The organism is Mycobacterium sp. E3198, assembly GCF_001667015.1.
Taxonomy (GTDB): domain Bacteria; phylum Actinomycetota; class Actinomycetes; order Mycobacteriales; family Mycobacteriaceae; genus Mycobacterium.
Genome location: NZ_LZIS01000092.1, coordinates 42,525 through 60,294, shown reverse-complemented (window position 1 = coordinate 60,294; position 17,770 = coordinate 42,525). Strand labels below are relative to the sequence as shown.

Annotated in this window: 22 protein-coding genes and 3 tRNA genes; 13 read left to right on the top strand and 12 right to left on the bottom strand. The window is 66.4% G+C overall.

Annotation, left to right across the window (positions count from 1 at the left end):
- A complete protein-coding gene (gene cynS, locus A5673_RS10065) occupies positions 1–468 on the top strand; it encodes a cyanase (protein ID WP_068230735.1) in 468 nt (155 codons plus the stop codon).
- A 90-nt stretch (positions 469–558) separates the two neighbouring features.
- Here the strand turns inward: cynS and A5673_RS10060 are convergent, their stop codons facing one another.
- From A5673_RS10060 to A5673_RS10040, 5 genes are all read right to left on the bottom strand, one after another.
- Positions 559–1,038: a hypothetical protein gene (locus A5673_RS10060; protein ID WP_068230867.1), complete on the bottom strand. Its 480-nt coding sequence runs from the start codon at positions 1,036–1,038 to the stop codon at positions 559–561.
- Entirely contained in the window at positions 1,035–3,419 is a 2,385-nt protein-coding gene (locus tag A5673_RS10055; protein WP_068230732.1) for a molybdopterin oxidoreductase family protein, read from the bottom strand. Before A5673_RS10055 ends, A5673_RS10060 begins: the two co-directional genes overlap by 4 nt.
- Positions 3,420–3,471: 52 nt before the next feature.
- Positions 3,472–4,167, bottom strand: a complete 696-nt coding sequence (locus tag A5673_RS10050) for a crotonase/enoyl-CoA hydratase family protein (RefSeq protein WP_068230730.1) — start codon at positions 4,165–4,167, stop codon at positions 3,472–3,474.
- Between the two features lie 21 nt (positions 4,168–4,188).
- Positions 4,189–5,022 (bottom strand): hypothetical protein, encoded by an 834-nt coding sequence (locus A5673_RS10045; protein WP_068230726.1) that lies wholly within the window; start codon positions 5,020–5,022, stop codon positions 4,189–4,191.
- A gap of 103 nt (positions 5,023–5,125) precedes the next feature.
- Complete coding sequence (locus A5673_RS10040; protein ID WP_068230723.1) at positions 5,126–5,839, bottom strand: MBL fold metallo-hydrolase; 714 nt, start codon at positions 5,837–5,839, stop codon at positions 5,126–5,128.
- Between the two features lie 151 nt (positions 5,840–5,990).
- On the opposite strand from A5673_RS10040, the gene A5673_RS10035 reads away from it, so the two are divergent.
- The 12 genes from A5673_RS10035 to rplA all read left to right on the top strand — a co-directional run bounded on the left by A5673_RS10035 (position 5,991) and on the right by rplA (position 11,031).
- Positions 5,991–6,194 carry a type II toxin-antitoxin system VapB family antitoxin gene (locus A5673_RS10035; RefSeq protein ID WP_068230720.1) on the top strand — a complete coding sequence of 68 codons (204 nt, stop codon included), beginning with the start codon at positions 5,991–5,993 and terminating at the stop codon, positions 6,192–6,194.
- 96 nt (positions 6,195–6,290) lie between these two features.
- Positions 6,291–6,363, top strand: a tRNA-Thr gene (locus A5673_RS10030).
- Positions 6,364–6,399: 36 nt separating this feature from the next.
- Positions 6,400–6,473, top strand: a tRNA-Met gene (locus A5673_RS10025).
- Between the two features lie 43 nt (positions 6,474–6,516).
- Positions 6,517–6,684, top strand: coding sequence for a 50S ribosomal protein L33 (rpmG, locus tag A5673_RS10020; protein ID WP_007167776.1), 168 nt, complete (start codon positions 6,517–6,519; stop codon positions 6,682–6,684).
- A 45-nt stretch (positions 6,685–6,729) separates the two neighbouring features.
- Positions 6,730–7,209: a (3R)-hydroxyacyl-ACP dehydratase subunit HadA gene (gene hadA, locus A5673_RS10015; RefSeq protein ID WP_068230716.1), complete on the top strand. Its 480-nt coding sequence runs from the start codon at positions 6,730–6,732 to the stop codon at positions 7,207–7,209.
- Positions 7,196–7,624 (top strand): (3R)-hydroxyacyl-ACP dehydratase subunit HadB, encoded by a 429-nt coding sequence (gene hadB / locus A5673_RS10010; RefSeq protein ID WP_068230713.1) that lies wholly within the window; start codon positions 7,196–7,198, stop codon positions 7,622–7,624. Before hadA ends, hadB begins: the two co-directional genes overlap by 14 nt.
- Before the next feature lie 3 nt (positions 7,625–7,627).
- Entirely contained in the window at positions 7,628–8,128 is a 501-nt protein-coding gene (gene hadC / locus A5673_RS10005) for a (3R)-hydroxyacyl-ACP dehydratase subunit HadC (RefSeq protein ID WP_068230710.1), read from the top strand.
- 144 nt (positions 8,129–8,272) lie between these two features.
- Positions 8,273–8,345: transfer RNA gene (locus A5673_RS10000), tRNA-Trp, on the top strand.
- Positions 8,346–8,492: 147 nt separating this feature from the next.
- The gene (secE, locus tag A5673_RS09995; protein WP_068230707.1) at positions 8,493–8,954 is read left to right on the top strand and encodes a preprotein translocase subunit SecE; all 462 of its coding nucleotides are present in this window, start codon (positions 8,493–8,495) and stop codon (positions 8,952–8,954) included.
- 30 nt (positions 8,955–8,984) lie between these two features.
- A complete protein-coding gene (gene nusG, locus A5673_RS09990; RefSeq protein ID WP_068230704.1) occupies positions 8,985–9,788 on the top strand; it encodes a transcription termination/antitermination protein NusG in 804 nt (267 codons plus the stop codon).
- Between the two features lie 38 nt (positions 9,789–9,826).
- Positions 9,827–10,255, top strand: a complete 429-nt coding sequence (gene rplK / locus A5673_RS09985) for a 50S ribosomal protein L11 (RefSeq protein WP_066907205.1) — start codon at positions 9,827–9,829, stop codon at positions 10,253–10,255.
- A gap of 68 nt (positions 10,256–10,323) precedes the next feature.
- Positions 10,324–11,031 (top strand): 50S ribosomal protein L1, encoded by a 708-nt coding sequence (rplA, locus tag A5673_RS09980; protein WP_068230700.1) that lies wholly within the window; start codon positions 10,324–10,326, stop codon positions 11,029–11,031.
- Here the strand turns inward: rplA and A5673_RS09975 are convergent.
- The 7 genes from A5673_RS09975 to A5673_RS09945 all read right to left on the bottom strand — a co-directional run bounded on the left by A5673_RS09975 (position 11,028) and on the right by A5673_RS09945 (position 17,769).
- Entirely contained in the window at positions 11,028–12,245 is a 1,218-nt protein-coding gene (locus A5673_RS09975; RefSeq protein WP_068230697.1) for an RNA polymerase sigma factor, read from the bottom strand. The genes rplA and A5673_RS09975 overlap by 4 nt on opposite strands.
- Positions 12,246–12,253: 8 nt before the next feature.
- Complete coding sequence (locus A5673_RS09970; protein WP_068230694.1) at positions 12,254–12,952, bottom strand: YciI family protein; 699 nt, start codon at positions 12,950–12,952, stop codon at positions 12,254–12,256.
- Positions 12,953–13,034: 82 nt separating this feature from the next.
- Positions 13,035–13,928, bottom strand: coding sequence for a hydroxymycolate synthase MmaA4 (mmaA4, locus tag A5673_RS09965; protein WP_068230691.1), 894 nt, complete (start codon positions 13,926–13,928; stop codon positions 13,035–13,037).
- A gap of 87 nt (positions 13,929–14,015) precedes the next feature.
- Positions 14,016–14,897, bottom strand: coding sequence for a cyclopropane mycolic acid synthase family methyltransferase (locus tag A5673_RS09960; RefSeq protein ID WP_068230688.1), 882 nt, complete (start codon positions 14,895–14,897; stop codon positions 14,016–14,018).
- Between the two features lie 143 nt (positions 14,898–15,040).
- Complete coding sequence (gene mmaA2, locus A5673_RS09955) at positions 15,041–15,904, bottom strand: cyclopropane mycolic acid synthase MmaA2 (RefSeq protein ID WP_068230864.1); 864 nt, start codon at positions 15,902–15,904, stop codon at positions 15,041–15,043.
- A gap of 8 nt (positions 15,905–15,912) precedes the next feature.
- Positions 15,913–16,773 (bottom strand): cyclopropane mycolic acid synthase family methyltransferase, encoded by an 861-nt coding sequence (locus A5673_RS09950; protein ID WP_068230685.1) that lies wholly within the window; start codon positions 16,771–16,773, stop codon positions 15,913–15,915.
- A 90-nt stretch (positions 16,774–16,863) separates the two neighbouring features.
- Positions 16,864–17,769, bottom strand: coding sequence for an alpha/beta fold hydrolase (locus A5673_RS09945; protein WP_068230681.1), 906 nt, complete (start codon positions 17,767–17,769; stop codon positions 16,864–16,866).
- Between the last annotated feature and the right edge of the window lies 1 nt (position 17,770).

Genomic DNA, 17,770 nt, shown 5'->3' with positions numbered 1-17,770 from the left:
ATGCTGATACGCATGACGAGAAACGAACTCACCGAACAGATCGTCGTCGCGCGGCTGGCGAAGGGGCTGACCTGGGGGGAGCTGGCCGACGCGATCGGCAGACCGGTGGTGTGGACCACGTCGGCCCTACTGGGCCAGCACCCGATACCCGCCGAGCTCGGCAAGGTTCTGGTGGAGCTGCTCGGCCTCGACGAGTCGGCGGTGCCCGTGCTGGCCGCGCCGCCGATGCGCGGCGGACTGCCCACCGCCGTTCCGACCGACCCGACCATCTACCGCTTCTACGAAGCGCTGCAGGTGTACGGCGGCGCGATCAAGGAAGTGATCCACGAGCAGTTCGGCGACGGCATCATGAGCGCGATCAACTTCAGCGTCGACGTGGAAAAGAAGCCGCATTCGTCGGGCGACCGGGTCGTGGTGACGTTCGACGGGAAGTTCCTGCCCTACCAGTGGGTCTCGGCGGAAGGGTGAAGTGACGGCGCGTGGCGTCCGTGCCACACTGGCCGCGAGGAGGCGAGCAACGCGGTGGCCAGGTCTTTCCCGGCCACCGCGTTCGCGCTCTCAGCTCATCAGCACCTGCGGTGAGAGTTCTTTGAGCATGGCGTTGGCCCAGCGCATCTGGCGCAGCGTCTCGGGATGACAGCGCGACGTCAGGCCCACCAGTTCGGAATCCTTGGCGGCCTGCGCGCCCTGGGCCAACAGCTCCCAGTCCAGCGACGTTCCCGCCGCCAGCCGGTGGACCCGCCGCAGGTCGGCGAGGAGCAGCAGCCCGGGTTCGGGCCGGCGCCGCAGCAGCCCGCTCACCCGCGACTGGATGGGACCCAGGATCGCGCCGGTGCGCGGCTCGGCGGACAGGCGCAGGCCGTAGTGGCGGCCGTGCTCGGCCAGCGCGCTGAGGTGCTGCGCCGACCAGCCGGCCATGTCGTGGGCCAGGTGATAGATGTCCTGATCGCTGCGGTGCCGCGCGGCCACCACGTTGAGGGCGTGGGCCAGCTTGCGTTCGGAGCGGTGCAGCTCGCGGATGGCCAGTTTGAGCTTCATCGCCACGCCCCCGCCGGTAGGGCATCGGCCGCGCGCGTGGCGCCGTTTCCGTCGGCCTGCCGCGCCGGGGCTTTGCGCAGCCGGGCGGCCGCCGTTTTATAGATTGGCTGCTTGGACACCGGATCCCAGTCGGTCAGCGTGAGCTCGTTGCCCGCGCGGTGATGGCCGTGCGGGCCGTCGGTGTCCCAGTAGCCGTAGTGGAACGGAACGAACAGCACCCCGTCGCGGATGCCGCAGATCCGCGCTACACACCGGACGCACCCGCGCGGCGTGCTCACCTCGACGATGTCGCCCTGTTCGATGCGGAGACGCTGGGCGTCGCCCGGCGAGACCTCCACCCACACCTCGGGTGCGGCTCGCTGAAGTTGTGGTGCGCGGGCAGTTTTCGTGCGCGTGTGGAAGTGGTACACAGTGCGGCCGGTGATCAACGCGAAGGGATACTCGACGTCGGGCCGCTCGTGCGCGGGAACGTATTCGGCGGCCTTGATGACGGCCTTGCCGTAGGGGTTCATCGCGCGGTATTCGGTCGGCTCCAGCGGGGCGCCGGTGATCAGGTCCTTGCCGTAGGCCTCGCAGTAGTCCGGCGCCGCCCAGAACTTCGCATCGGCGTAGAGGCGCTCGGTCCCGTCGGGATGCTCTGCGTTGCAGGGCCATTGGACGCCGCTGCCGCCGCGCAGCTTCGCGTACGTCAAACCGGTGTAATCGCACGGGCGGCCCGCGCTGCACTGTTTCCACGCCTCGAACGCCGACTCGGGATCGGTCCACGGTGGAAACGGGTGTCCGTCCTTGTCGTGGAAGTCCATCCGCCGCGCATAGTCGAGGAAGATCTCGAGATCCGAACGCGCGGAACCCGGTGGCTCCACCGCCTTTTCGGACAGGTGCACCGTGCGATCGGCGTTGGTGAACGCGCCGGTCTTCTCACCCCACGCCGCGGCGGGCAACACCACGTCGGCCAGCGCGGCGGTCTCGGTCATGAAGATGTCCTGCACGACCAAAAACAGCCGGTCCTGGGACAGGATCTCGCGGATCCGCGGCAACTCCGGCAGGGACACCGCGGGATTGGTGGCGGTCACCCACAGCATCCGCAGCGTGCCCTCCTCGGCGAAGCGGAACATCTGCATCGCGTGGGTGGGCGGTGCGTAGTGCGGAATCTGCAGGGGCTCAAGGTTCCACAGCTTCGCGAGCTCGGTGATGTGGGCGTCGTTGGCCCAATTACGGAACCCGGCCAGGTCGCCGTCGGCGCCGCACTCGCGGGTGTTCTGGGCGGTCGGCTGGCCGTTCATCTGCAGCACACCGCAGCCGGGCTTGCCCAGCATCCCGCGCAGCAGGTGAACGTTGTTGACCTGCACTGCCGCCGCGGTGGCCTGGTGCGACTGATAGAAGCCCTGCAGCACGGTCGAAAGCAACCGCTCCGCGGTACCCAGCAGCCGCGCCGCGTGCCGGACGTCCTCGGCGGCGACGCCGCAGATCTCGGCGACCCGCTCGGGCACAAACTCCTCGACCCGGCGGCGCAGCTCGTCGAAACCGACCGTGTGCGCGTCGATGTAGTCGTGGTCGATCCAGTCGTGGGCGATGATCTCGTGCAGCAGGCCGTTCATCAGCGCCACGTTGGTTCCCGGCAGCGGCGCCAGGTGCACGGTGGCATGGCTGGCCACCGGGGTGAGCCGGGGGTCGACGCACACGATCGCGGGCGGCGCGCTACCGGCCAGCCGGTCCAGCATCCTCGTCCACAGCACCGTCTGCGTCTCGGCGACGTTGTGGCCGAACAAGGCGATGACGTCGGCGTGGTCGACGTCGGTGTAGGACCCCGGCTGCCCGTCGCAGCCGAACGATTCCTTCAGCGCCTCGGCCGCGGTGGCGGTGCAGAGCCGGGTGTTGCCGTCCACGTGGTCGGTGCCGATCGCCCCGTGCGCGATGGCACCCTGCGTGTAGTACTCCTCGAGGAAAAGCTGACCGGAGGTGTAGAAGCCGATCGAGCTGGGGCCGAAGTCGTCGAGCAGCCGTCGGCTATGCGACACGATGCGGTCCATGGCGGTGTCCCAGTCGCACGGCCGCAGTTCGCCTCCCACGCGGACCAGCGGGGTCGTCAGCCGGTCCGGGGATGCGTTGGCCTGCCACCCGAACAGATCCTTGGGGTCGAGCCGGCCGTGGTTGACCCGGTCGACGGCCCGCCCCCGGACCCCCACGATCCGCCCGTCCTTGACGGCGATGTCCAGGCCGTCGCCGTTGGAGTGCAACACCGCCGCCGACTGCACCCACCGGTCCACCGAGTCCGGGGTGATCCCGTCGGCCAGGTAGGTGTCGACCCGCTCGGGCCACCGGGTGCCCGGCTCGTACGGCGTCCGCGTTCCCCAGGGGTCGGCGATGCGGTCTACTGCCACGCCGGGAGGCGTACCCGGCCGGTGGTGAGAAAAACCCCAGGCGCTCGGTGCGTCACAGCCCGAGCTCGGCCTCCAGCCCGTCGATCGCGGCGCGGATCGCCTTCAGCGCGTCGGCGCGGGCGCGCAGCTTGGTTGCGGCGTGGGCGTGCTGGTGCAGGCCGGCGAACTCGCGCGCGGCTTCTTCGGCGCGGTCGACCACCATCTCGGGTAACACGATCTCGTCGACGAATCCGGCCGCGAGCGCGGTTTCCCCGAAGAACGTCTTGGCCAGCCCCACGGCCTGCTGGTAGGCCGACTGCGTCAGGCGCAGCTTCATGATTTCCAGGGCCGCGTGGGGGATGACCATGCCGATCGCCACCTCGTTGGCCTGAATGTTGTAGGCGTGGGCTGCCACCCGGTGGTCGCCGGACGACAACAGGAACGCGCCCATCGCGACGGCGTGGCCGGTGCAGGCCATCACCACGGGCTTGGGATAGGACAAGAGCCGATACGCCAGCTCGAAGCCGCCCCTGAGCATGTCGATCGCCGGCTGGGCCTGGCCGGAGGTCAGGATCTTCAGGTCGAACCCGCCGCTGAAAACCCGCTCGTTGCCCGTGATCACCAGCGCCCCGGCGTTGTCGCTGTCGGCCCGGTCGATCGCCTCGCCCAGGGCCTGCTGCATCGTCGGGCCCAGCGCGTTGACCTTGCCGTCGTCCATCCGGATGACCGCGATGGAATCCTTGTGGCTGTACTGCACCGGGCCGCTCATGGGTTGCTCCTTCGTCCTGGATCAGACGTGCTGGCTGCGGTGTTTGGCCAGGTCGGCCTCGGCGTTGCCCCAGCGCAGGCTGACGTCGGTGGGCTGGTCGAGCAGCCGGGTGCGCCAGCGGTCCTGGGTCTCCTGCACGGCGCCGTTGATGCGTTCGATCTCGCTGCGGAAGACGTCGGGACGCGTTTCCTTGCTCGCGTAATGGAAGTAGGTCAGCAACCCGCGCAGCAGCTCCAGCTTCTGCTTTTCCCGCTTCGCCAGGTCATGGGTGGTCATCAACTCGATGCGCTGAACCGGAGGCAGCGCGTCCCAGTCCAGCACGACGCTGGTCTGCAGCATGGGCCGCTCGGCCTCCCAGAACCGCCAGCCGCGCGGCTTGTCGGGGCGGTCGTAATAGGTCACCGAGCCGGCGAAGCGCGACTCGATGCCCGTTCCGATCTCGGCGCGGTCGAGCGCCGAATCCCACACCATGCGCCATTCCTGGCCGGGCGCGAGCACCGGCAACTCGCGCGGCAATTGCAATTCGACGACGTCGGCGTAGCCGTCGGCGGCGTTTTCGTATTCGGCCACCGTCGGCGGGTTGGCAAACGCGAACCGGATGTCATACGCCGCGGTCTGGCCGAAATTCCGGACGACGAGTTCGATCACGTGCCAGTCGGCCGGGTGGGGTTCCATGAACATCGCGACCTGGGGCCGGGTCCGCTCCGCGGCCAACCGGCGGTTGAGTTTGAGCTGCCGGCTTACCCACACCAGCGCGACAATGCCCAGCAAAATCGCCGCCCACGCCGCCCACGCCAACCAGGTGCCGGAACCCACCTGGGTGACCCACTGCCAGGCGCTCCGGATCCACCCCATTCGACCCACCCACCCTTTCTTTCGCTGGACCGATAGTAAAGGCGTGCGGCGCGCGCTGCCGATCGGGGAACTAATCGGGCGCACTCGAGCCGAAATGGCTCGCTCAGCCGCCCATCAACATTCGCCACTGACCGAGATCGGCCGCGCGGTACACGTAGTTCGAGCGCTTGACCTCCGACAGCGAGGCGCTGGGCTCGGCCGAATACCAATGCCCGGGAAACACCGTCGGGTCACCCGGCAGGGCGGCGAGCCTTTGCAGGCTGCGATACATCTCGTCGGAGTCGCCGCCGGGAAAGTCGGTGCGCCCGCAGCCGTCGAGAAACAGCGTGTCACCGGCGACCAGGCGGTCCCCGAGCAGGAAGCACTGGCTGCCGGGCGTGTGACCCGGGGTGTGCAGCAGCTCGATCTCGATGTCGCCGACGCTGACCTTGTCGTGGCCCTCATGGGTGGTGAGATCTCCGAGACCGATCCCGGTGACCCGCGAAACCCACAGGGCCTCATGCGTGTTCACGTGCACGGGAGCAGGCGCCCGCTCCAGCAGCTCGGCCAGGCCCTTGAGCTCGAAGCCCATCATCGAACCGCCCACGTGGTCGGGGTGGTGATGGGTCACCAAAACCCCGGACAGGTGCATGCCGTCGGTCTCGAGCGCGTCGAGCAGATCGCCGGCGGCGTAGGCGGGGTCGACCACCAGGCAGTCCCCCGTCTGCCGGTCCCCGATCAGGTACGCAAAGTTGCGCATCTGCGTCGCGAACATGTCCCCCGCGGCGAAATCGCGACCCGACAGGAGTTGACGGAAGTACAGCCGGTCCTCTGGCACCCGACCAGCCTAGTGACGCTGCCGCGGACGCGGCAGCAAGGTCCCAGCCGGGTGAATTCTCGCCGCTCGGCGCTTCCCATCAGCGCACACTTTGCCGGCACGCGCTCGTCGGCCATCGGTTCAGACCCTGGGCAATGGGTATTGTTGCCCCATGAAGAAGCGGGTCGAGATCGAAATCGACGACGATCTGGTCCAAGAGGTGATTCGTCGGTTCCATGTGGCCGACACGCGCGAGGCCGTCCATCTCGCGTTGCGGATGTTGGTGGGCGAGGCGGACGCGGCGGACGATCAAGGCGACGAGTACGACGAATTCAGCGATCTCACCGCATGGCGACTGCGCGACGACGGAAACTAGTCGAGGAGGCCCCGCGCCGGTCCGTGGTTTGGTGACGTTGCGCGCCAGGCTGTAACCTCTTTTAGGCCCGCGGCACGACTGTCGCTTGGGTGAACGGCCCCCTTAGCTCAGTCGGTAGAGCGTTTCCATGGTAAGGAAAAGGTCAACGGTTCGATTCCGTTAGGGGGCTCGGCGGACGCCGAGCTGGCAGGCGGCGCGCACCAGAGGCGATGTAGCTCAGTCGGTTAGAGCGAACGACTCATAATCGTTAGGTCGCCGGTTCGAGTCCGGCCATCGCTACAACAGAACAATGTGAATTTTCTAGAGAGCAGAGAGAACGGACATGGCTTCCAGTACCGACGTGCGGCCGAAGATCACCTTGGCATGTGAGGTGTGCAAGCACCGTAACTACATCACCAAGAAGAACCGCCGCAATGACCCCGACCGGATGGAGCTGAAGAAGTTCTGCCCGAACTGCGGCAAGCACCAGGCGCACCGGGAGACACGTTAGCCTCCGTAAGCATTTATCGAGACCGACTGGGTAGGTTCTGTAGCCGTGTCGTTGAGCACGAGAATCATGGGGATGCACTACCGCTATCCCGATTACTACGTGGTGGAGCGCGAGAAGATCCGCGAGCACGCGATAGCGGTGCAGAACGACGACGCCGCGTTCTTCGAGGAGGACGCGGCCGCCGACTTGGGCTACAAGGGACTGCTCGCCCCGCTGACGTTCATCTGCGTATTCGGCTACAAGGCTCAGTCGGCGTTCTTCCAACACGCCAAGATCGCGGTCGAGGACGCGCAGATTGTCCAGGTCGATCAGGTGTTGAAGTTTTTGAAGCCAATCGTGGCGGGCGACAAGTTGTACTGCGACGTCTATGTGGATTCGGTGCGCGAGTCGCACGGCACTCAGATCATCGTGACCAAGAACATCATCACCGACGAAGCCGGTGACATTGTGCAGGAGACCTACACGACCCTGGCGGGCCGTGCTGGCGAGGATGGAGAAAAGGGATTTTCTGATGCCACTGCGTGAGTTCAGTTCGGTAAAAGTGGGCGACAAGCTGCCGGAGAAGACTTACCCGCTGACCCGTCAGGATCTGGTGAACTACGCGGGTGTCTCGGGCGATCTCAACCCGATCCACTGGGACGACGAGATCGCCAAGATCGTCGGGCTGGACACCGCGATCGCCCACGGCATGCTGACGATGGGGCTGGGCGGCGGCTACGTCACCTCGTGGGTCGGTGATCCCGGTGCGGTCACCGAGTACAACGTGCGGTTCACCGCCGTGGTGCCGGTCCCCAACGACGGCAAAGGCGCCGAGCTGGTCTTCAGTGGCCGGGTGAAGTCGGTCGACCCGGAGAGCAAGTCGGTGACGATCGCCCTCACGGCGACCACCGGTGGCAAGAAGATCTTCGGCCGGGCCATCGCGTCGGCGAATCTGGCCTAGGACATGGCGCTCAAAACCGACGTCCGCGGAATGAGCTGGAAGTACCCGGACTATTTCGAAGTGGGCCGTGAGCAAGTTCGCGGATTCGCGCGGGCGATCAAGTGCGACGATCCGGCGTGCTTCGACGAGGCAGCGGCCGCCGAACTGGGCTACCACGCCATCATGGCACCGTTAACTTTTGTGTCGATCTTCGCGAAGATCATCCAGGATGACTTCTTCCGGAATGTCGACGTCGGCATGGAGACCATGCAGATCGTCCAGGTCGACCAGCGGTTCGTCTACCACAAACCGATATTTGTGGGCGACAGGCTCTACGGCAGGATGGACATCCAATCGGTGAATGAGCGTTTCGGCGCCGACATCGTCGTCACCGAGAACACCTGCACCAATCAAAACGGCGAGCTGATCCTGGTCGCCTACACCACGCTGATGGGACACGAGGGTGACGACTCAATCCAGCTCAGGTGGGACAAGGAATCCGGGCAGGTCGTCAGAACCGCGTAATTAGTATCTGACTCCTGTACCGATGTACACTCGGACCTCGGGGTTTTCCCAGCATCAGCGCGCTTTCCGGGATTCGAGCATTCGGGGAGCGCGCGTGTCATGTAAGCCCCGGCAGGTAAGCGCAGGTTGGCCTGCCAACCGCGAAGGGGCGTAGCTCAACTGGCAGAGCAGCGGTCTCCAAAACCGCAGGTTGCAGGTTCAAGTCCTGTCGCCCCTGCAGACGGCCGTCCGACGACGATGCAGGCCGGAACGGCCTGAGGAGGAGTCGGACATGACGGCGAAGCCGTGCCATGGTGGACACTGGTAGGGAAGTGCACCATCACGTGGGACGGCCCGCGGGAGATAGCAAACAAAGGAGCATGCGGTGAGCGACGAGGGCGACGCAGCCAACGACGCCGCACGCGACGGCGGCGACACCGAGGAGAGCCGCGACAGCGGCGGTCGGACGGCCTTGGTGACCACGTCGCGGCCGCAACGGCCGACCGGCAAGCGGTCGCGGCAGCGCGTCGCCGATGCCGACGATGTCGACGTCCAGGCGCCGGACGAGGCCGAGGACGCCAAGGACGGCAAGGCCAAGAAGGCGGCCAAGAAGGCCAAGGCCGGCAAGAAGCCGCGGAAGCCCGGCGACCGTTCGGCCAACCCGTTCGTGTTCGTCTACAACTACCTCAAGCAGGTCGTTGCGGAGATGCGGAAGGTGATCTGGCCGAACCGCAAGCAGATGCTCACCTACACCTCGGTGGTGTTGGCGTTTCTCGCCTTCATGGTGGCGCTGGTGGGCCTGGCGGATTTCGGCCTGGCCAAGCTCGTGCTGCTGGTGTTCGGCTGAGCCTGAGAAAGACAGAGAGGACTGAAAACCGTGACTACCTTCGACGGTGACACGTCCGCGGGTGAAGCGGTCGACGTGCAAGAGGTCGCTGAGACCCCAGAGACCACTGAAGCGACCGAAGCCACTGAAGCCACCGCCGCCGAGACGCCAGAGGCGACCGAGACCGCTGAGCAGGCGGAACCGGTCGAGCAGGCCGAGCCGGCCGAGGAGGCCGATCCCGCCGCCGCCCTCAAGGCGGAGCTGCGTAGCAAGCCCGGGGACTGGTACGTCATCCATTCGTACGCGGGATACGAAAACAAGGTGAAAGCCAACCTGGAAACGCGCGTGCAGAACCTGGACGTCGGCGACTACATCTTCCAGGTCGAGGTGCCCACCGAAGAGGTCACCGAGATCAAGAACGGCCAGCGCAAACAGGTCAACCGCAAGGTGCTGCCCGGCTACATCCTGGTGCGCATGGACCTGACCGACGACTCGTGGGCCGCGGTGCGCAACACCCCGGGGGTTACCGGGTTCGTCGGCGCAACCTCGCGCCCCTCGGCCCTGACGCTCGACGACGTGGTGAAGTTCCTACTGCCCCGGGGGGCGGCGAAGAAGGCCGCCAAGGGCGCGGCCAGCACCGCCGCCGTCGCCGAGGCGGGCGGCCTGGAACGTCCCGTTGTCGAGGTCGACTACGAGGTCGGCGAGTCGGTCACCGTCATGGACGGGCCGTTCGCCACGCTGCCGGCCACCATCAACGAGGTGAACGCCGAACAGCAGAAGCTCAAGGTACTCGTGTCGATCTTCGGCCGCGAAACGCCCGTCGAACTGACGTTTAGCCAAGTCTCCAAGATCTAGTCCCCGTTAACCCCACAGAGAAGGAACGCACAACTCTCATGGCCCCGAAGAAGAAAGTCGTTGGGCTGATCAAGCTCCAGATTCAGGCCGGGCAGGCCAACCCCGCCCCGCCGGTCGGGCCCGCGCTCGGCCAGCACGGCGTCAACATCATGGAGTTCTGCAAGGCGTACAACGCCGCCACGGAAAACCAGCGTGGCAACGTCATCCCGGTGGAGATCACGGTCTACGAGGACCGTAGCTTCACGTTCGCGCTGAAGACGCCGCCCGCCGCCAAGCTGCTGCTCAAGGCCGCCGGCGTCGGCAAGGGCTCGGCCGAGCCGCACAAGACCAAGGTCGCCAAGGTCAGCTGGGATCAGGTCAAGGAGATCGCCGAGACCAAGAAGGCCGACCTCAACGCCAACGACATCGACGCCGCCGCCAAGATCATCGCCGGCACCGCCCGGTCGATGGGCATCACCGTCGAGTAGCAAGTCACGCCGTGGGAGGGCCAGCTTCGGCCCGCCAACCACGACCCAACATCGGATTGGATGAATCAATGAGCAAGAACAGCAAGGCATTTCGCGCCGCCGCCGAGAAGGTGGACCGCAACAACCTATACAGCCCGCTGGAGGCGGCCAAGCTCGCCAAGGAGACGTCGTCGGCCAAGCAGGACGCGACCGTCGAGGTGGCGATCCGGCTCGGCGTCGACCCGCGCAAGGCCGACCAGATGGTCCGCGGCACCGTCAACCTGCCGCACGGCACCGGCAAGACGGCCCGGGTCGCGGTGTTCGCCGTCGGCGACAAGGCCGAGCAGGCCCAGGCGGCCGGCGCCGACATCGTCGGCAGCGACGACCTGATCGAGAAGATCCAGGGCGGGTTCCTGGACTTCGACGCGGCGATCGCCACCCCCGACCAGATGGCCAAGGTCGGTCGCATCGCCCGCATCCTGGGCCCGCGCGGCCTGATGCCGAACCCGAAGACCGGTACCGTCACCCCCGACGTCGCCAAGGCCGTGGCCGACATCAAGGGCGGCAAGATCAACTTCCGCGTGGACAAGCAGGCCAACCTGCACTTCGTCATCGGCAAGGCGTCGTTCGACGAGAAGAGCCTGGCGGAGAACTATGGCGCCGCGATCGACGAGGTGCTGCGGCTCAAGCCGTCGTCGTCGAAGGGCCGCTACCTGAAGAAGATCACGGTGTCGACGACCACGGGACCCGGCATTCCGGTGGACCCGGCCGTCACCCGCAACTTCGCCGAGGCCTAGCCCCCGCATTCGGCGATGCGCCGCCGCAAGAAGTCGCGGCCCGGCTCAGAGCCGTTGGACTCCAACGCCGTTCGGTACCACCGCGCGGCCTCCGCGCGCCGCTCGGCGCGCCGCAGCAGATCGGCGCGCACCGTCGCGAGAAGGTTCGACCGGCCCAGCCGCGGATCGTGCGCGACCGAGTCCAGGGCCGCCAGGCCGGCGTCGGGCCCGTCGCGCAAGCCGATGGCCAGCGCGCGATTGGCGCGCACCACCGGTGAGTCGGTGATCTGCAGCAACCGCTCGTAGGCCGCGCAGATGGTGACCCAGTCCGTGCCCTCCCAGGACGGCGCCGTCGCGTGCAGCGCGGCGATCACCGCCTGCGGCAGATACGGGCCCGTCGACCCCTCGGCCCGCCGCAACCGGTCCAGCCCGCGGGCAATGCGCCCGCGGTCCCATCGGCGACGGTCCTGCTCGTCAAGGGGTACCAGGGCACCGGCGGAGTCGACCCGGGTCGCCCTACGCGAATCATGCAGCAGCACCAGGGCGGCCAGGGCGTGCGCCTCCAGCTCGTGCGGCATCAGCGCGCACAACTCCCCGGCCAGCCGGACCCCCTCGTCGCACAGTTCGTCCCGAATCGCCGACGGGCCCGCCGTCGACCAATAGCCCTCGGTGAAAACCGAGTAGATGCAGGCGAGCACGTGCGGCGTGCGCTCTCCCAGCAGCTCGGCGGGCGGCACCCGCAGCGGGATGTTCGCATGCCGAACCTTGTTCTTGGCCCGCGTGATTCGCTGACCGATCGCCGCCTCTCTCTGCAGCAGCGCGCGGGCGATCTCGCCGACGGTCAACCCCGACACCAGCCGCAGCGTGAGCGCCAGCTGCGACGGCCGGTCCAGCGCCGGGTGCGCGCAGGTGAACATCATCCGCAGCTCGTCGTCGCGGACCGGATGCGGGTCGGTGCCGTCGGTGCGCGTCAGGATCTCGTCCATCACCGCCGCCATTTCCTTCCCGGGACGCGCCGCCTCGCGTCGCAGCCGATCGCGGGCGCGGTTGCGCGCCACGGTCATCAGCCAGCCGCCGGGACTGTCCGGCATCCCGTCGCGCGGCCAGGCGCGCAGCGCCTCGGCGCACGCTTCCTGGACGGCGTCCTCCGCGATCGAGAGGTCGCCGGACCACCGCGCGAGCGCGGCGACGGCGGGTCCCCATTCGCGACGGAAGACGCCGTCCAGGCTGGTCATTCGCGCATCTAGAGCCCGGACACCCCGGCCAGCTGGCGCACCTGCACGGTCGAGGCGGGGATCATCGAAGCGAGCTTGACAGCCTCGTCGCGATCCGCGGCGCTGAGAAGGTAAATCCCCGTGGCGATTTCGGCACCCTCCGCATAGGGGCCGTCGGTGATCAGCGTCTCGCCGTTGCGCACCCGCACGGTCGTGGCCGTGGACCGGTCGTGCAACGCGGCACCGCCGATGATGTGCTCGCCCGCGGCCGCGTGCAGGTCAACGTGCTTTGCCGCCACAGCCTCCCACTCCGGTGTGCCCGGTGTGTGCGCGGATTCGGCCGGCTCCAGCAGCAGCGCGAGCCAGTCGTTGCCGGTGAGCTTGCGGGACAGCTCGATCGAGTGGACCGCAGGCCACACCTCCACGGCCCCGAACTTGGCGAGCGGGACGTCGCGCGCCAGCGCCAGCGCCTCGTCGAGGTTCTCGGCCTCGAACACGTAGTAGCCGCAGGCCACCTCCGCGGCCTCGGCGAAGGGCCCGTCGGTGATCACCGGCGCGTCCGGCCCGCCGGTGATGACCACCGCCGCGGCAGCGGGGGCCAGCGCATCCCCGGATTTGATGGCGGGGCCGGCTTTGGCGTGGAAGCCCTCCCATTCCGCCATCGCGGCGGCCGCATCGTCGGGTGAGCGGTCTTGCTCCTGGCCGATCAACAGCGCGAAGTACTGCATGTGTCGTCACCTCCGGTAGCGAGCGAAACCCTGTGTTCCACTCTCTACCTACTCGACGAACGGCGCAGCCCCGATCCGACAGTTAGGCGGCGCCCGGCTTGAGGTAGGTCACCAGGCTGCAGTCGAGCAACTCGTAGTCGAAGTAGTGCTCGCAGCCGCGCAGGTATTTCATGTACCGCTCGTAGACCTCTTCGGAGGTGACCTCGATGGCCTTGTCCTTGTTGGACTCCAGCGTGTCGCCCCAGATGTGCAGCGTCTTGATGTAGTGCGGCCGCAGCGAAAGTGGTTCGGGGACAGTGAAACCCGCCTTCTCGCCGTGTTCGACCATCATCTCGGTGGACGGCAGCCGGCCGCCCGGGAAGATCTCGGTGACAATGAATTTGATGAACCGCACCGTCTCGAAAGTGATCTTTTTTCCGCGGGCGGCCATCTCGTACGGGTGGTAACTGACGCTGCTCTGAATGGTCATCCGGCCGTCGTCGGGCATGATGTCGAAACACCGCTTGAAGAAATCCGGGTAGTTTTCGTGCCCGAAATGCTCGAACGCCTCGATCGACACGATCCGGTCGACCGGATCGGTGAAGTCCTCCCAGCCGTGCAGCCGCACTTCACGTGAGCGGTCGGTGTCGATCTCACCGAGCACCTGCTCGCAGCGGGCGTACTGGTTCTTCGACAGGGTCAGGCCGATGACGTTGACGTCGTACTTCTCGACCGCGCGCTTCATGGTGGAACCCCACCCGCAGCCGATGTCCAGCAGCGTCATGCCGGGCTTGAGATCCAGTTTGTCGAGGTTGAGGTCGACCTTGGCGATCTGGGCTTGTTCGAGCGTGAGGTCCGGCGGCTCGAAGTAGGCGCAGCTGTAGATCCGAGTCGGGTCCTGAAATAAGGCGAAGAAGTCGTCCGAGACGTCGTAGTGGGCCTGGATGTCTTCGGAGCGGGTCCGCGTCTTCGTCGGGCCGGTCGGTTGCTCAGCCATTCTCGCCTTGTTCTCCTGGAATGAGGTTCACCGCCCGCAACGCGGGTGCGCGTCGTGGCGTTGTCTGACGCGCAACGATACCGAAGCTCACTTCTCCAGCGTGAACTGGTTGCAGTCGACGTAACCCGTGCGGAACACCCTGGCGCACCCGGTCAGATACTTCATGTACATCTCGTAGACCTCTTCGGACTGAATGGTGATGGCCTCGTCCCTGTGCGCCTCGAGGGCCTCGGCCCAGAAGTCCAGGGTCTTGGCGAAGTCCAGTTGCAACGACTGGCGGTGGGTCACCTTGAAGCCGACCTTCTCGGCGTGCTCCTCGACGGTCTCGATCGTCGGCAGCCGGCCGCCTGGGAAGATGTCGGTGACGATGAACCTCATGAACTTCGCCATCTCCATGGTCATGGGGAGGCCGCGCTCCAAGACCTGCTTGACGTGCAGCCCGGTGATCGAGTGCAGCATCACGACGCCGTCGTCGGGCAGGGCGTTGTAGGTGAACTTGAAGAAATCGTCGTAGCGGTGAAAGCCGAAGTGTTCCAACGCCTCGATGACGACGATGCGGTCCACTTGCTCGTCGAACTCGGCCCAGTCGCGCAGCAGAACCCGTCGCGAGCGGTTGCTGTCGATCCCGTCGAGCACCTGCTGGCAGTACGCGTGCTGATTCTTCGACAGGGTCAGCCCGACGACATTGACGTCGTAGCGCTCGACGGCGCGCTTCATCACCGACCCCCACCCGCAGCCCACGTCGAGCAGCGTCATCCCCGGCTGCAGTCCCAGCTTGTCGAGCGAGAGGTCGAGCTTGGCGAGCTGCGCCTCGTGCAGGGTCATGCCCTCGCGCGGGAAGTACGCGCAGCTGTAGGTGCGGGTCGGGTCAACGAAAAGGGCGAAGAATTCGTTCGACAGGTCGTAGTGCGACTGGACATTGTCGAGGTTCGACCGCTTAAGCGTGGCCCCCACCCGATTCTCGAACATGGTGTCCTCCCGACTGGACCGGCACCTTGGCTCGATGCCGTTGCCCGGCACCCTACACGCGGCCGGCCCCATCCCTTACGTTTGAAGTCGCGCGCCCCGGGGTTTCTCGGCTGGCCCGTTTCCCAGTGTGACGCGCGCCACGGCTATTTCTCCAGAGTGAACTGATTGACGTCGATGTAGCCGGTACGGAACGCGTTCGCGCAGCCAGTCAGGTATTTCATGTACCGCTCGTAGACCTCTTCGGATTGGATCGCGATGGCCTCGTCCCGGTGCTCCTGCAGGGCCTGCGCCCACAGGTCCAGCGTCCTCGCGTAGTGCGGCTGCAGCGACTGGCGGCGGGTCAGCGTAAATCCCGCCTCGGCCGAGCGCTCGCCCACCATCTCGATCGACGGCAGCCGCCCGCCCGGAAAGATCTCGGTCACGATGAACTTGATGAACCGCGCCATCTCGAACGTCAGCGGTATGCCGCGCTCGATGCACTGCGGCCCGGTGAGGCCGGTGATCGTGTGCAGCAGCATCACTCCGTCAGCGGGCAGGACGCGCCGCGCCATCGCGAAGAAGTCGTCGTAGCGCTCGTGGCCGAAGTGCTCGAACGCGCCGATCGACACGATGCGGTCGACGGGCTCGTCGAACTGCTCCCAGCCGGCCAGCAGAACTCGCCTGGTGCGCGGGGTGTCCATGTCGTCGAACGACTTCTGCACGTGCGCAGCCTGGTTCTTCGACAGCGTCAGGCCGACGACGTTGACGTCATACTTCTCCACCGCCCGGCGCATGGTGGCGCCCCAGCCGCAGCCGACGTCGAGCAGCGTCATCCCGGCCCGCAAGCCCAGCTTGCCCAGCGCCAGGTCGATCTTGGCGAGCTGCGCCTCTTCCAAAGTCATGTCGTCGCGCTCGAAGTAGGCGCAGCTGTAGGTCTGGGTGGGGTCCAGGAACAGCCGGAAAAAGTCGTCCGACAGGTCGTAGTGCGCCTGCACGTCGTCGAAGTGCGGTGTCAGATCCTTGGCCATGGATCGCTTCACTTCGTGAGCGTGTACTGGGCGACGTTGGAGATGCCCTTCCGGAAGAGGTTCGCACAGCCGGTCAGATAGCGCATGTAGCGGTCGTAGACCTCTTCGGATTGGATGGCGATGGCGCGGTCGCGATTGGCCTGCAGGTTGGCCGCCCACGTGTCCAGCGTCCGCACGTAATGCTGCTGCAGGTATTGGACCTTCTCGAGCGAGAACCCGGCTGCCGCCGAATTGTCGACGATATCGGCCTCGCCGCACATCCCGCCGCCGGGAAAGATTTCCGTTCCGAGAAAGCGAAAGAACCGCAGATCACTCATCGTCACCGTGATGCCGTGGTCCCGCCAGTATGTCTGCGGGTAGGTGAAGATGCTGTGCAGGAGCATCCGGCCGTCATCGGGAAGCATGTCGTAGGCGCGTTCGAAGAAGAGGGGCCAGCGCTCCTTCTTGAAGGCGTCGAACGCCTCGAAGCTGACGATCCGATCCACCTTCTCGTGGAATTCTTCCCAGCCTTGCAGCCGAGCCTCCGCGTGCCGAGTTGTCGGGATTGCGGCAAGCCTGGCCTTGCTGCGCTCATAGTGGTTGCGGCTCAGGGTAACTCCGATGACGTTGACGTCGTATTTCTCGACGGCACGCACCAGCGCCCCGCCCCATCCGCAGCCGACGTCGAGCACCGTCATCCCCGGTTCGAGGTTCAGCTTGTCCAGCGCCAGATCGACCTTGGCGAGTTGTGCCTCCTCGAGCGTCATGTCGTCGCGCTCGAAGTAGGCGCACGTGTAGACCATGTTGCGGTCCAGGAATAAGCCGAAGAAGTCGTCGGAGATGTCGTATGTCGACTGCGACTCTTCGTAATACGGCTTCAGTTCCGCCATTGTTCGACATCCTCCCAACGCAACCGTACAACGCATTAATAGTGTCCGTGAAATCCGCAAGGGCACTCCGACAGCGGCCCGATCCTGCCCTCAGCCGGCGTCGGCGAAGTTGCTCGTCAGCACGCTGATCAACCGATCCCACAGTTGCTGAGGCAGGTCGTGGCCCATCCCGTCGAACAAGAATAGTCGAGCGCCGTCGATGGCGCGTGCGACCGCGCGTCCGCCCGATGGACGCATCAGTTTATCGGCCCGGCCGTGCAGCACCACGGTCGGTGCGACCGTCCGCCGGTTGTAGCCGAGCAGGCTGCCGCTGGCCATGATCGCGCTGAAGTGCCGCGCGACGCCCCACGGATAGTAGCTGCGTTCGTAGCCCTCGATCGCCTCGGCCCGGACCTGTTGCTCGGGTGGCTGGTAGCGCGGGCTGCCGGTGATCTTGGTGACGCGCACGACGTTGTCGACGATCACCTCGCGGGGGGAACCGGGCGGCGGGCCTTTGAGGACCGCCAGCAGGGCGCGCGGCGCCGGGGGCGGCAGGAACGGGCGATTGTTGCTGGAGAAGATGACCGCCAGGCTGCTGGTCCGCTCGGCGAACCGCCCCGCGAAGACCTGCGCGATCATGCCCCCCATCGACGCCCCGACGATGTGGGCGCGTTCGATGCCCAGCTGATCCAGCACGGCCGCGGCGTCGTCGGCCAGGTCTTCCAGCGCGTAGGCCGCCTCGCCGCGCAGCCCGAACCAGAACCGCAGCAGCCGCGGCACCAGGGGCGCACCGGCGCCCGCCCGCGGCGTCTTGTCGGACAGCCCGACGTCGCGATTGTCGTACCGGATGACGCGCAGGCCCTCGGCGACGAGCTTCTCGCAGAACCCGGTTCGCCACAGCAGCAGCTGGGCGCCCAGCCCCATGATCAGCAGCACGGGCGGGTGATCGACGTCGCCCATGTCCTCGTAGTACAGCTTCAGGTCGCCCGAAATGGCATGGCCGGTGCGGATTTCCATC

What these genes read in the sequence shown, in the direction of transcription:
- mmaA4 (WP_068230691.1), bottom strand. Translation starts at nt 13,928, where the DNA reads ATGGCTGAGCAACCGACCGGCCCGACGAAGACGCGGACCCGCTCCGAA.
- A5673_RS09945 (WP_068230681.1), bottom strand. Translation starts at nt 17,769, where the DNA reads ATGGAAATCCGCACCGGCCATGCCATTTCGGGCGACCTGAAGCTGTAC.
- hadB (WP_068230713.1), top strand. Translation starts at nt 7,196, where the DNA reads ATGCCACTGCGTGAGTTCAGTTCGGTAAAAGTGGGCGACAAGCTGCCG.
- A5673_RS09970 (WP_068230694.1), bottom strand. Translation starts at nt 12,952, where the DNA reads ATGCAGTACTTCGCGCTGTTGATCGGCCAGGAGCAAGACCGCTCACCC.
- A5673_RS10045 (WP_068230726.1), bottom strand. Translation starts at nt 5,022, where the DNA reads ATGGGGTGGATCCGGAGCGCCTGGCAGTGGGTCACCCAGGTGGGTTCC.
- A5673_RS10060 (WP_068230867.1), bottom strand. Translation starts at nt 1,038, where the DNA reads ATGAAGCTCAAACTGGCCATCCGCGAGCTGCACCGCTCCGAACGCAAG.
- A5673_RS10035 (WP_068230720.1), top strand. Translation starts at nt 5,991, where the DNA reads ATGAAGAAGCGGGTCGAGATCGAAATCGACGACGATCTGGTCCAAGAG.
- A5673_RS09975 (WP_068230697.1), bottom strand. Translation starts at nt 12,245, where the DNA reads ATGACCAGCCTGGACGGCGTCTTCCGTCGCGAATGGGGACCCGCCGTC.
- A5673_RS10050 (WP_068230730.1), bottom strand. Translation starts at nt 4,167, where the DNA reads ATGAGCGGCCCGGTGCAGTACAGCCACAAGGATTCCATCGCGGTCATC.
- A5673_RS09960 (WP_068230688.1), bottom strand. Translation starts at nt 14,897, where the DNA reads ATGTTCGAGAATCGGGTGGGGGCCACGCTTAAGCGGTCGAACCTCGAC.
- rplA (WP_068230700.1), top strand. Translation starts at nt 10,324, where the DNA reads ATGAGCAAGAACAGCAAGGCATTTCGCGCCGCCGCCGAGAAGGTGGAC.
- rplK (WP_066907205.1), top strand. Translation starts at nt 9,827, where the DNA reads ATGGCCCCGAAGAAGAAAGTCGTTGGGCTGATCAAGCTCCAGATTCAG.
- rpmG (WP_007167776.1), top strand. Translation starts at nt 6,517, where the DNA reads ATGGCTTCCAGTACCGACGTGCGGCCGAAGATCACCTTGGCATGTGAG.
- cynS (WP_068230735.1), top strand. Translation starts at nt 1, where the DNA reads ATGCTGATACGCATGACGAGAAACGAACTCACCGAACAGATCGTCGTC.
- hadC (WP_068230710.1), top strand. Translation starts at nt 7,628, where the DNA reads ATGGCGCTCAAAACCGACGTCCGCGGAATGAGCTGGAAGTACCCGGAC.
- A5673_RS09950 (WP_068230685.1), bottom strand. Translation starts at nt 16,773, where the DNA reads ATGGCGGAACTGAAGCCGTATTACGAAGAGTCGCAGTCGACATACGAC.
- mmaA2 (WP_068230864.1), bottom strand. Translation starts at nt 15,904, where the DNA reads ATGGCCAAGGATCTGACACCGCACTTCGACGACGTGCAGGCGCACTAC.